The following is a 12347-nucleotide window of genomic DNA, read 5'->3' on the forward strand; positions in this document are numbered from 1 at the left end:
CGCTCAGTCTGGACTGATTCCCGTCAGGTTCTCCACCACCGCCCATCCGCGGCTGACGGCGGTGGCGGGCTCCTCGCCCGTCCCGAGCTCGGCGGCGATCAGCGTGGCCAGCCGGCCGGCCAGCAGGGGCGCCGCGAACGAGGTTCCGCTCCAGACGGCGAAGCCGCCACGGAAGTCGTCCGGATCGATCGCCTCGCGCACGCGGCCGAAGGCGGTCATCCGCGCCGGCGGCAGCAACCCGCCCTGGAAGGACGGCATGGTGCTCACCAGGGCGGCACCCGGCACGTGGGCACGAACCCACGGGCCGGCGTTGGTGAACAGCGCGTCAGAGGCCAGGTTCGGGTTGAGGGCGCCGACCGAGACGATCGGCGCGACCTCGCGGGCCGCCCCGTACGGCCCGGCCCCGTCGGCCCACGGCGCGAAGGCGGCGGGAAAGCTGGGTCGGCTCGTGGCGTCGTTGCCGGCGGAGCAGACGACCACCGTGCCGCCCGCGGCGAGGTCCCTGAGGATGTCGAACAGCGTCGGGTCGAAGAGCTCGTCCTCGGGCGTCTCGTGGTAGTAGCCCATGGACAGGCTCAGCACGTCGATGGCCTGACCGCCGGGCACTCCCTCACGGTGCCGGCGCGCCAGCTCGGCGATCTGGGCGAGCGAGGCGACCAGGTCGGACTCGAGGATCGGGCCGGCTGACGGGACGACGCGCCAGGCGATGATGTCGGCGTCCGGGCACCCCTGGTGCACGAGTCCGGCGATGAAGGTCCCGTGCCCCGACAGTGGATCGATGACGCCGTCGAGCGGGCCCGTCAGGTCGCCGTGCGCCTCCGGATCGGTGTCCGGATCCACGTAGCCGATCGGAGTGCCGTCGAGCGTGACCTCGGTGCGCACCACGTCGTCGAGCCACGGGTGCGATCCGCACCCGGTGTCGAGCAGCGCCACGACGGGTCTGCGGGTGGGCCCGTCGTCGCTGCGCACGGGCGCCGGCCCGACGTAGGCGACGGCCTGCCGCCCGCCGGACCCGGCGGCGCCGTACGACGCGACCGGTGACGACGCGTCGGCCGCCGGGTTGCCCGAGTGGTACGGGTTGCCCGAGTGGTACGGGTTCCCGGAGTGGTAGGGGTTGCCCGAGTGGTACGGATTCGCCTCGAGGGAGCCCGAGAACACCACGTGCTCCAGCCCCACCCCTCGCACCGACTCGACACCGAACTGAGCCCGGGTCTGCTGCAGCAGCGTCCACCCGTCGGGAGCGATCGTGGCGCGGTCGGACGCGACCACCAGCCGGACCGGCCGGACGCCGAAGCGCAGGTTCACCGTGCGCGGGTCCTCGCGCTCGGCGACCACGTCCCAGCCGAGCGGCTTCGCCACGGCGCGCAGCACCGCGAGGGCACCGTCGACGTCGACCGACTTCGAGATCAGCAGCCGCGGCCCGACGTACACCGTGGGGCGCGGGCGCACGCCGCGCACCGTGAGGGCGGTGGCGGGGTCGAGGACCCGGCCCTCGACGCCGGCGATCACCCCGGGGCGGGGCGGGTTGGGATCGCGGTCGAGCGGCTTGCGAGGCGCCGGGCGCTTCTCATCGTCGGGCAGGGCCATGCTTCCTCAGATCTCGAAGGTGGGGGTGGAGAAGGCCGGGCGGGTGATGTCGTGCGGCTCGAGGCTGAGCCGGTGCAGCCCGAGAGGCAGGCCGGTGAGCTCGAAGCGGCCGGTGTCGGTGACGCTGGCGACGAAGGTGCCGGCGCGCACGGTCATCGCCTCCGGCGGCACCACCCAGCCGTCGATGCGGGACGCACCGTCCTCGACGGCGACCCGCACCAGCAGGTCGGTCTCACCGTGCACGAACCGCAGCGTGTACGTCGCGGTGCCGCGCGCGCCGACCAGCTCGTCGGAGCGGTCGACCAGCTCCATCAGGCCCAGCAGCTCCGCGTCCAGGTCGCTCGCGGCGAACGCGGCGGCGGCCTGCATGCGGGCGACCAGGTCGTCCGGGACGGGGTCCCGCTCCTCGTGCACCCGTCGTACGACGTCCAGCAGGTCCTCGCGGCTCATCTCGCTCATCGGGGTCCCCTAGACGTTGTCGGACGGAGGAGCGCAGCGGGGGACGAGAACTTCGTGGGGTGGTTCATCAGATCTCTCCCGCCTGCACCAGGGCGACCCGCAGCTTGGCCAGGCAGCGGCCGCGGGTGGGCCCGATGCTGCCGATGGGCATGTCGAGGTCGCTCGCCAGCGACTGGTAGTCGGGCCGCCGCTCGAAGGCGACCACGCGCAGCAGCCGCTGGCAGCGCTCGGGGAGCGCGTCGACCGCCGACCAGATCCGGTGCCGCGAGTCGGCCTCGACCGCGGAGGTCTCGGCGGAGGACTCGGCGGGCAGCCGGGCGGCCAGCTCCTCGTCGGCCGCGGGCGCGACGTGCTGGCCGGCCTTCGCCACCCGCCAGGACTCGCGCCGCGCGGTCGTGGTCAGCCAGCCGCCGACGGCGGCCGGGTCCGCGATCGCCGTACGACGGCGCACCAGCGCGAGCCATGTGGACTGCACGACGTCCTCGGCCGCCTCCTGCGGCAGCCGGTAGGCGCGCACCACGTGCCACAGCACCGGGGTCATGACGGCGACCAGCTCGTCGAGACCGGACGGGTCGCCGTCGAGCCAGCGCACGAACGCCCGGCTCGCGTCGGCCCACAGCCCGTCGGGCGGGGCGCTCGCCCCGGTCACGACCCGCGCGGCCGGTCGTCTCGCCGCCATCCTCGCCTCCGTCACCATCACGCCCCCGAGGAGCAGGGGGTCCGGCTCCTGATACGTCCGCCTCCATGGTGGTGCAGACCACCTCCGTCCGCCACGGGGTTCAGACCAGTCGGCAGGCTCGTCTAGCCTCGGGCCCCATGGACGTGCGCACGATCAGCCCCGCGGAACACCTGGCGTTCCTGCGCACCCGCTCGTCCGCCTCCTTCCTCCAGACTCCTGCCTGGGGACAGGTCAAGGCGGAGTGGCGGCGCGAGTCGCTCGGCTGGTACGACGGCGACCGCCTCGCCGGCGTCGCGCTCGTGCTCTACCGCCAGCTGCCGAAGGTCAAGCGCTACCTCGCCTACCTGCCCGAGGGTCCGGTCATCGACTGGGACACCGAGCAGCTCGCCGCCTGGCTCACCCCGCTGGCCGCCCACCTGAGGAAGCAGGGGGCGTTCGGCGTCCGGATGGGCCCGCCGGTCGTCACCCGCCGCTGGACCGCCGCCCAGGTCAAGGAGGGCATCGCCGACGCCGGCGTACGACGCCTCGGCGACCTGCCGCCCACCGAGCGCGACGCCACCGGCGCCCGGGTCGTCACCCAGCTCCACGAGCTGGGCTGGCGCCCCCAGGTCACCGACGGCGGCTTCGCCGCCGGGCAGCCGCAGTACGTCTTCCAGGTCCCGCTCGTCGACGCCGACGGCAAGCCGCGCTCCGAGGACGACGTCCTCAAGGGCATGAACCAGCTCTGGCGCCGCAACATCAAGAAGGCCGCCAAGGAGGGCGTGACGGTCACGGTCGGCACCGACCTCGAGGCCTTCCACGAGCTCTACGTCCACACCGCCCGGCGCGACCACTTCACCCCGCGTCCGCTGTCCTACTTCCGCACCATGGTCGACGCCCTCAGCGCCGAGGACCCCGACCGGATCCGGCTCTGGTTCGCCCACCACCAGGGCGACCTGGTGGCCGCGACCATCGCCGTCCGCGTGGGCACGCACGCCTGGTACTCCTACGGCGCCTCCTCGACCGAGAAGCGCGAGGTCCGCGGCTCCAACGCCGTGCAGTGGGCGATGCTCCAGGACGCCATCGCCGCCGGCGCCGAGGTCTACGACCTGCGCGGCATCACCGACACCCTCGACGCCGAGGACTCCCACGTCGGGCTGATCCAGTTCAAGGTCGGCACCGGCGGCGAGGCCGTCGAGTACGCCGGCGAGTGGGACCTGCCCCTCAACCGCGTCCTCTACCAGGCCTTCGACCTCTACATGAAGCGGCGCTGAGCATGTCCCTCACCCTGACCGTCGACGGCGACCGCTGGCGCGCCCACCTGCGCGCGGTCGCCGAGTCCAACCCCGGCCTGACCCCGGTCGTCAAGGGCAACGGCTACGGCTTCACGCTCGGCCGGCTCGCCCGCAAGGCCGCCTGGCTCGGGGTCGACACCATCGCCGTCGGCACGTACGACGAGCTGCCCCACGTCAGCAGCCGCTTCGACGGCGACCTCCTCGTGCTCACGCCCTGGCGGCCGTTCGGCGCGGCCCTCGAGACCGACCCCGCCCTGGCCGACCGGATCGTGCACACCCTCGGCCGGGTCTCCGACGTCTCCGACCTGCTGGCCCGCCAGCCCGACGCGCGCTTCGTCCTCGAGCGGACGACCAGCATGCTGCGGCACGGCCTCTCGGCCCGCGACCTCTGGGCCGCCTCCCGGGTGCTGCACGACCAGCACCCCGGCGCCCGGGTCGAGGGCATCGCCCTGCACCTGCCGCTCGCCCAGGGCTCCCACCTCTCCGAGGTCGGCCGGCTGATGAACGACGTCGTCGCCGCCGAGCTGCCGACCCGGACGATCTGGGTCAGCCACCTCACCGACGCCGAGCTCGCCCAGCTGCGGGCGTCGTACGCCGACTACGACATCCGCCCGCGGATCGGCACCGGTCTGTGGCTCGGCGACCGCGCCGCGCTGCGCGTGACCGCGACCGTGCTCGACGTGCACGAGGTCGAGCGCGGCGACGCGTTCGGGTACCGCGGCCGCACCGCGCCCAAGTCCGGCCACCTGCTGATCGTCAGCGGCGGCACGGCCCACGGCATCGGGCTCGAGGCGCCGACCGGCGACCAGAGCATCAAGGCCCGCGCCGCCACCCTGGCCCGCGGCGGCCTGGACGCGGTCGGCTTCGTGCGCTCGCCGTTCTCGATCGACGGCAAGCAGCGGCTCTTCGCCGAGCCGCCCCACATGCAGGCCTCGATGCTGTTCCTGCCCCACGGGCCCCGGGTGCCCGAGGTCGGCGAGCAGGTCGACGTGCGGGTCCGCTACACCGCGACGGCGTTCGACCGCGTCGTCGTGTCCTGATCGGGCGGGACGACCTCGGCGTCGCGCCGTACCGGGTCGTGGTGCGGCAGCCAGACGTCGCGGACGACCAGCGCGACGAGGTAGAGCTCACCGGCGAGCCGCAGGATGATCGCCATCCAGTAGAAGCCGGAGTCCCCGCCGCCGCCGGGCGCGAGGTAGCCGCCGAGGTACCACCAGACCGAGGCGAAGTAGAGGACCTCGGTGGCCTGCCAGACGATCTGGTCGCGCCAGCGCGGACGAGCCAGAACGGCGAGCGGCAGCAGCCACAGGACGTACTGCGGCGAGTAGACCTTGTTGACCAGCAGGAAGCCCGCCACGATCAGGAAGCCGAGCTGGGCGAAGCGCGGCGTCTCGGGCGCCAGCACGCCGAGCACGAACACCCCGACGCACCAGGCGCCGAAGAACAGCCACGACCACGTGTTGATGGTCGAGACGTCGACGCCGTCGGTGGCCTGCGAGATCACCAGCCAGATCGAGCCGAGGTCGGCGGCCCGCTCGGAGTTGAAGGTCCAGAACACCTTCCACTCGTCCGGTCCGGTGAGGTACGCCGGCGCGTTCGCCAGCACCCAGGCCGCGACGGCCGCGGCCGTGGTCAGCACGAAGTCGCGGACCCGCTTGTCGCACAGGCAGATGACCAGCACGGCGCCCAGCAGGAACAGCGGGTAGAGCTTGGTCGCCGCCCCCAGGCCGATCAGCACCCCGGTCAGCACCGGTCTCTCCCGTGCCCAGGCCCAGGCCGCGCCCGCGACCAGGACGACGGGCAGCAGGTCCCAGTTGACCAGCGCGGTCAGGGCGAGCGCGGGTGAGGCCGCGAACATCGCGGCGTCCCAGGGCCGCTTCCGGTCCACCCCCGCCAGCAGCCAGGCGGACAGCAGCACCAGGACCGCGAACCCGAGCGCGTTGACGATCACGAACGCCCGGATCTCGCGCTGGATGGTGGGGTCGCCGAAGAACTCCGAGGTGGGCCGCTGGTAGCGCTCGCCCAGGTCCGGTGAGCCGGTGATCAGGTGGGTCACGTCGGCCGTGGCCCAGGCCCAGTAGGAGATGCCGACCGGGTACTCCATCACCTCGGGGTAGCGGCCCCGGACCTCGGCGTCGTCGTCGTACGGCCAGGCCAGCTCGGCGAACCCGCGCCCGGTGTAGAGGTAGGGCAGGTCCGAGTAGCACATGTGGGTGTAGCGGGCCGTGCCGTCGGTCCAGGTGTCCTCGTAGCAGTTGCCCTTCTGGACCATCCCGAGCGCGAAGGTGAGCGCCGCGATGGCCAGCACCACCCGCACCGGCGTCCACCAGCGGTGCCCGCCCGCCCGGGTGCCGAGCGGACCGCCCACGCCGGCGCTCACCGCGGCGACGACGCCGTCGGTGCGCGTCGGCGGGACGGTCATCGGCGACGACCTGCCGCAGACGGGTCGTCGGTGGGCGTCGGCTCGTCCGTGGGCGTCGGCGTCTCGCACGGCGGCAGCAGACCACCGCAGGACGGAGTCGGGTTGGTGGGCGTCGGCGGCGGGGCCGAGGTGGTGGGCGGCGGGGCCGAGGTGGTCGGCGGCGCGGTCGAGGGGTTGCGGGTCGGCTGACGGGTCGGCTTGTCCGACGGCTTCTTCGTCGGCTTCTTCGTGGGCGACGGCGGCGGCGTGTACGGCGCGTGCCCGGTGTCCGGTGCGTCGCCGTCGACGTAGACCGCGTCGGGCAGGTCGAGCACGTCCTCGCCCTCGAGCGCCCGGGTCATCACCTCGGTCCAGGTCTGGGCCGGGAAGGTGCCGCCGAAGAAGTTCGGCAGCCAGCCGTCGAGCGGCTCGGCGCCCTTGCCCCGGGTGTAGACGACCGAGGTGGCCAACTGCGGGGTGAAGCCGCTGAACCAGGACGACACCACGTGGTCGTCGTCGTTGGTCGACGTGCCGGTCTTGCCGGCCGCCGGGCGGTCCAGGGCGAGTGCCGCGGTGCCGGAGCCGGCCTTGACGACCTGCTGCATGGCGTAGGAGACGTCGGCGGCGATGTCCTCGTCGAGGACCCGCTTGTCCTTCACCCGGTGGGTGTAGACCTCCTTGCCGTCCCGGTCGACGATCTTCTCGATGAGGTACGGCTCGGCGTACACGCCCTTGTTGGCGATGGTGGCGTAGGCGGTAGCCATGTTGATCGGGCTGACCGTCGCGCTGCCGAGCGCGACGCCGACGCCGGGCTCGAGGCCGGGGGTCTTGTTGGGGAAGCCGGGTGAGCGGGTCGAGGGCGCCTTCTCCGGCGGGATCCCCATCGCGTTCATCATCTTGATGATCTTCGCGGGCCCATTCGGGATGCTGTCGGTCAGGTCGATGAAGGCGGTGTTGATGGAGTCCTGGGTGGCCTTGATCAGGTTGACCCGGCCGTAGTCCCGGAACCCCTGGTTGTTGAAGTCGGTGTCACCCACCGTGAACGGGCTGTTGCCCTCGAAGGTGTCCTTCAGCGAGAAGCCGGCCTTGATCCCGGCCGCAAGCGCGAACGGCTTGAGGATCGAGCCGGCCTGGCCACCCGCCACGGCCCAGTTGAGCTGGGACTTCAGGTAGTCCTGGCCGCCGTAGAACCCGCGGATGGCGCCGGTGCCGGGCTCGACGCTCGCCACGCCGACGTGCAGGTTCTTGTCGCTGAAGCCCTCGGGCCGGGCCTCCTTGACGCCGGCCTGGGCCGCGTCCATGTCCTTCTTGGTCAGCGTGGTCGTCACGCGCAGGCCCTTGCCGACGACCTCGTCCTCGGAGTAGCCGAGCCGGGCCAGCTCGTTCTTGACCATGGTCAGCATGTGGCCGCGCTGGCCGCCGTACGAGTCCTCCTTGACGACGGGCGGGAACTTCGGCAGCCGCTCCTTCGCCTTCGCGGCCTCGTCGGCCGTGACGTAGTCGAGGCGGGTCATCGCGTCGAGGATGAAGTCGTAGCCGGCCTTGAGGTTCGTCGCGGCGTCCTCGCCGTTGGCCGGGTCGTACGCCGTCGGGTTGTTGAGCACCCGGGCGAGCACCACGGACTGGCGCAGGTTGAGCTTGCTGGCGGGCCGGCGGAAGTAGGCCTGCGCGGCGGCCTCGACGCCGTACGCACCGCGGCCGAAGTAGATGGTGTTCAGGTAGTTGGTCAGGATCTCCTTCTTGCTCTGCTGACGCTGGATCTTCAGCGAGAGGATCGCCTCCTTCACCTTGCGGGTGTAGGAGCGGTCCTGGTTGAGGTAGAGGATCTTGACGTACTGCTGGGTGATCGTGGACGCGCCCTGGGTGGAGCCGCCGGACGCGTTGCTGAACGCGGCGCGCAGGATGCCCTTGGGGTCGATGCCGCGGTCGGACCAGAAGGACTGGTTCTCCGCGGCGACCACCGCGTTCTGCAGGGTCTCCGGGATCTCGTCGAAGGAGATGATGTCGCGGTTCTGGGTGGCGAAGGTGCCGAGCTTGTCACCGTTCGCGTAGCTGACGACCGTGGTCTCGTCCTGGAACTTCTCGTTCGGCTTCGGGACGTCGATCGCCTGGTAGAGCGCGACGAACGAGCCGACCGCGAGCAGCGTGCCGACCAGCCCGACGATGCCGAACCACTTCGCGACCCGCAGCACCTTCTGCTTGCGGGTGCGGGGCGGCTTGGGGGCCTTCTTCGCCTTCTTCTGGGCGGGGCCGGCGGCCCGGCGCTTCGCATTCACGCGCGGTTGCTCCACGGGTCTCGTCGGGGTCTGGGGCTCTGCGGGCCGCTCACGGCCACATCAGAGGGTACGCAACTCCCCCAGGGCGCCTCATTCGCGGAAACATCCGTTCCGATGCGATGCGAATTCACGTCGCGTGGATATATCGCTACGATAGGTCTCATGGCACGTCGCGCAGAGACCATCGAGCTGGCAGTCCTCGGACTGCTGCACGAGGGTCCGATGCACGGCTACGAGCTGCGCAAGCGGCTCAACCTGATGCTCGGCTGGGGCCGGGTGCTGTCCTACGGTTCGCTCTACCCGACCCTGAAGAAGATGCTGAAGGGGTCCCTCATCGAGGAGACCACCGCCACGGTCACGCCGGTCACCCGGCGCCCGCGCATCGTCTACGAGGTCACCGAGGCCGGCACCCGTGAGTTCGAGCGTCTGATGTCGGAGGTCGGGCCCACCGCGTGGGAGGACGACAACTTCGACATCCGGTTCGCCTTCTTCGGGCGCACCGACATGGAGATCCGGCTGCGCGTCCTCGAAGGGCGCCGGATCCGGCTGCAGGAGCGGCTCGACCGCGTGCAGCGTGAGCTGAACATGACGGAGCAGGAGGTCGACCGCTACGCCGCCGAGCTGCAGCGGCACGGCGTCGAGTCCGTCGAGCGCGAGGTCCGCTGGCTCTCCGACCTCATCAACGCCGAGCGAAGTGCCGGCATGCCACCCCCCGCGGCGCCGCCGGTTCCGCCAGCACCACAGTCCTAACAATCAACGTCATTCAGCGTCATTCAGCCAGTGGCAGGAGAGGAATCCCGATGGGTTCGGTTCGCGTAGCAATCGTGGGAGTCGGCAACTGCGCCAGCTCCCTCGTCCAGGGTGTCGAGTACTACAAGGACGCCGACCCGTCCGGCTCGGTCCCCGGGCTGATGCACGTCGCCTTCGGCGACTACCACGTCAAGGACGTCGAGTTCGTCGCGGCGTTCGACGTCGACGACCTGAAGGTCGGCAAGGACCTCTCCGAGGCCATCAACGCCTCGCAGAACAACACGATCAAGATCGCCGACGTCCCGACCCTGGGTGTCGAGGTCCAGCGCGGCCCGACGCTCGACGGCCTCGGCAAGTACTACCGCCAGACCATCGACGAGTCCGGCGCCGAGCCGGTCGACGTCGTGCAGATCCTCAAGGACCGCCAGGTCGACGTGATGGTGTCCTACCTCCCGGTGGGCTCCGAGGACGCCGACAAGTTCTACGCGCAGTGCGCCATCGACGCCGGCGTCGGCTTCGTCAACGCCCTGCCGGTCTTCATCGCCTCCGACCCGGTCTGGGCCAAGAAGTTCGAGGACGCGGGCGTCCCGATCGTCGGCGACGACATCAAGTCCCAGGTCGGCGCCACCATCACCCACCGCGTGATGGCGAAGCTGTTCGAGGACCGCGGCGTGGTGCTGGACCGGACCTACCAGCTCAACGTCGGCGGCAACATGGACTTCAAGAACATGCTCGAGCGCGAGCGCCTCGAGTCCAAGAAGATCTCGAAGACCCAGGCCGTCACGTCCAACCTGACCGGCGAGCTCGCGGGCAAGATCCACGACAAGAACGTCCACATCGGCCCGTCCGACCACGTCGAGTGGCTCGACGACCGCAAGTGGGCCTACGTCCGCCTCGAAGGCCGCGCCTTCGGTGACGCCCCCCTCAACCTCGAGTACAAGCTCGAGGTCTGGGACTCGCCCAACTCCGCCGGCATCATCATCGACGCGCTCCGCGCCGCCAAGATCGCCAAGGACCGCGGCATCGGTGGCCCGATCATCAGCGCCTCGTCGTACCTCATGAAGAGCCCGCCGGTGCAGCTGCCCGACGACGAGGGTCGCCGCCGCGTCGAGGCCTTCATCGCCGGCGAGGAGTGAGCAGGTCCCTCGCGAGGAACGAGCGAGGGACCGTCGCGAGCGAAGGTTGAGCAAGCCCCGCGGCTGAGGAACGAAGCCGCGACGGGCGCGTCGAAACCCACCAGCGTCAAGCGAGCACAGAAGCCCCGTCCGACCAACCAGGGTCGGGCGGGGCTTCGCCGTTCGACGGTCAGCGGCGACGACCGGTGCCGAACATCCCGCGGGCGATCTCGCGGGCGGCGGTGCGAGCGAACTGCTTGAAGGCGGACGAGCCGACGACCTGATCGACGACGCTCTTCTCCGCCTTCTTCCGCGGGGCGGGCCGAGGCTGCTCCGGACGTCGCGGGGCGGGGGCCGCCGGCTCCTCCCCGGCCTTCGCCGCACCCGCCTCGAGGCGCTTGGCGAGGAGCTCGCGGGCCGACTCACGGTCCACGGCGACGCCGTACGACGCCTGCCGCGGGCTGGCGGCCACGGTGGCGGCGAGCAGGTCGGGGTCGCAGGGGGACATCCGGGCCTGGGGCGCGCGCAGCCGGGTCCAGGCGACCGGGGTCGGGGCGCCGTCCTCGTCCATCACGGTGACGACCGCCTCGCCGGTGCCGAGGCCGGTGATGACGGCGCCGAGGTCGGCGTACCCGCTGGTGGGGTAGGTGGCGACGGTCAGCTTCAGCGCCTGGGCGTCATTGGGGGTGTGCGCGCGCAGCGCGTGCTGGACGCGCGAGCCGAGCTGGGAGAGGACGTCGTCCGGTACGTCGGTCGGCCGCTGGGTCACGAAGAAGATGCCCACCCCCTTGGAGCGGATCAGCCGCACCGTCTGGGCGACCTGGTCGAGGAAGTCCTCGGAGGCGTCGTCGAAGAGCAGGTGCGCCTCGTCGAAGAAGAAGACCAGCTTGGGCTTCTCGACGTCGCCGACCTCGGGCAGGTCGTGGAACAGGTCGGCCAGCAGCCACATCAGGAAGGTCGAGAAGAGCGCGGGCCGGTCCTGGAGCTGGGGCAGCTCGACCAGCGAGATCACGCCCCGGCCGTCGTCGGCGAGCGTGAGCAGGTCGGCCGAGGCGAACTCGGGCTCGCCGAAGAACGCGTCGGCGCCCTGGTCCTGCAGCCCGATCAGCTCGCGCAGGATGACGCCCGCGGTGGAGGACGAGAGCCCGCCGAGCTCCTTCAGCTCGCCCTTGCCCTCGTCGCTGAGCAGGTGGCCGACGACCGCGCGCAGGTCGGCGAGGTCGAGGAGCGGCAGGCCGGCGCGGTCGGCGTAGTGGAAGACCAGGCCGAGGCTGGACTCCTGGGTGTCGTTGAGGCCGAGCACCTTGCTCAGCAGGACCGGGCCGAAGGCGCTCATGGTGACCCGCAGCGGCACGCCCTGGCCCACCCCGCCCAGCGCGTAGAACTCCACCGGGAAGCCGGTCGCCTGCCACTGCTGGCCCAGGGTCGACGCCCGCGCGGTCAGCTTCTCGCTCGCCTCCCCCGGCTGGGCCAGCCCCGACAGGTCGCCCTTCATGTCGGCGGCGAAGACCGGGACGCCCTGCGCGCTCAGCTGCTCGGCCAGCAGCTGCAGGGTCCGGGTCTTGCCGGTGCCGGTCGCCCCGGCCACCAGGCCGTGCCGGTTGAGCATCGCCAGCGGCACCCGGACCGGCACGCCGGCGAGGCTGCCGTCCTCGAGCACCAGCCCGCCGAGCTCGAGGGCGGCGCCGTCGAAGGCGTAGCCCTCCGCCACGGCCTGGGCGATCGGGTCGTCGGTCACGTCCGTCACCCTACGACCGTTCGGTTCCCGTCGAGTGACGGGAATTGGCTGCTCCGGACCTACCGGGG

The 12347-nt window shown here is 71.5% G+C and carries 10 protein-coding genes; 4 read left to right on the forward strand and 6 right to left on the reverse strand.

The features are described from left to right. Positions 1–3 precede the first annotated feature (3 nt). The 3 genes from BLT76_RS04730 to BLT76_RS04740 all read right to left on the reverse strand — a co-directional run bounded on the left by BLT76_RS04730 (position 4) and on the right by BLT76_RS04740 (position 2725). Positions 4–1587, reverse strand: a complete 1584-nt coding sequence (locus tag BLT76_RS04730; protein WP_090851470.1) for a S8 family peptidase — start codon at positions 1585–1587, stop codon at positions 4–6. A 6-nt stretch (positions 1588–1593) separates the two neighbouring features. After that, on the reverse strand, positions 1594–2046 hold the full coding sequence (locus BLT76_RS04735) for a hypothetical protein (protein ID WP_090851474.1): 453 nt from the start codon (positions 2044–2046) through the stop codon (positions 1594–1596). 67 nt (positions 2047–2113) lie between these two features. Next, positions 2114–2725 carry an RNA polymerase sigma factor gene (locus BLT76_RS04740; RefSeq protein ID WP_090852151.1) on the reverse strand — a complete coding sequence of 204 codons (612 nt, stop codon included), beginning with the start codon at positions 2723–2725 and terminating at the stop codon, positions 2114–2116. Positions 2726–2862: 137 nt separating this feature from the next. On the opposite strand from BLT76_RS04740, the gene BLT76_RS04745 reads away from it, so the two are divergent. Both BLT76_RS04745 and BLT76_RS04750 read left to right on the forward strand, forming a co-directional pair. After that, a complete protein-coding gene (locus BLT76_RS04745; RefSeq protein ID WP_139175413.1) occupies positions 2863–3978 on the forward strand; it encodes a lipid II:glycine glycyltransferase FemX in 1116 nt (371 codons plus the stop codon). A 2-nt stretch (positions 3979–3980) separates the two neighbouring features. After that, entirely contained in the window at positions 3981–5039 is a 1059-nt protein-coding gene (locus BLT76_RS04750) for an alanine racemase (RefSeq protein ID WP_090851482.1), read from the forward strand. On the opposite strand, the gene BLT76_RS04755 is transcribed toward BLT76_RS04750, so the two are convergent. Then, positions 5000–6421, reverse strand: a complete 1422-nt coding sequence (locus tag BLT76_RS04755; RefSeq protein WP_090851485.1) for a glycosyltransferase family 87 protein — start codon at positions 6419–6421, stop codon at positions 5000–5002. The genes BLT76_RS04750 and BLT76_RS04755 overlap by 40 nt on opposite strands. Continuing rightward, the gene (locus BLT76_RS04760) at positions 6418–8676 is read right to left on the reverse strand and encodes a transglycosylase domain-containing protein (protein WP_090851488.1); all 2259 of its coding nucleotides are present in this window, start codon (positions 8674–8676) and stop codon (positions 6418–6420) included. The genes BLT76_RS04755 and BLT76_RS04760 overlap by 4 nt, the downstream gene beginning before the upstream one ends. A 162-nt stretch (positions 8677–8838) precedes the next feature. On the opposite strand from BLT76_RS04760, the gene BLT76_RS04765 reads away from it, so the two are divergent. Next, complete coding sequence (locus BLT76_RS04765; protein ID WP_090851492.1) at positions 8839–9426, forward strand: PadR family transcriptional regulator; 588 nt, start codon at positions 8839–8841, stop codon at positions 9424–9426. 50 nt (positions 9427–9476) lie between these two features. Further along, entirely contained in the window at positions 9477–10562 is a 1086-nt protein-coding gene (locus BLT76_RS04770; protein WP_090851495.1) for an inositol-3-phosphate synthase, read from the forward strand. Between the two features lie 169 nt (positions 10563–10731). On the opposite strand, the gene BLT76_RS04775 is transcribed toward BLT76_RS04770, so the two are convergent. Further along, positions 10732–12279, reverse strand: coding sequence for a helicase HerA-like domain-containing protein (locus BLT76_RS04775; RefSeq protein ID WP_244509260.1), 1548 nt, complete (start codon positions 12277–12279; stop codon positions 10732–10734). Positions 12280–12347: the final 68 nt, after the last annotated feature.

The sequence above is a fragment of the Nocardioides lianchengensis genome, from assembly GCF_900101465.1.
Classification (GTDB): Bacteria; Actinomycetota; Actinomycetes; order Propionibacteriales; family Nocardioidaceae; genus Nocardioides; species Nocardioides lianchengensis.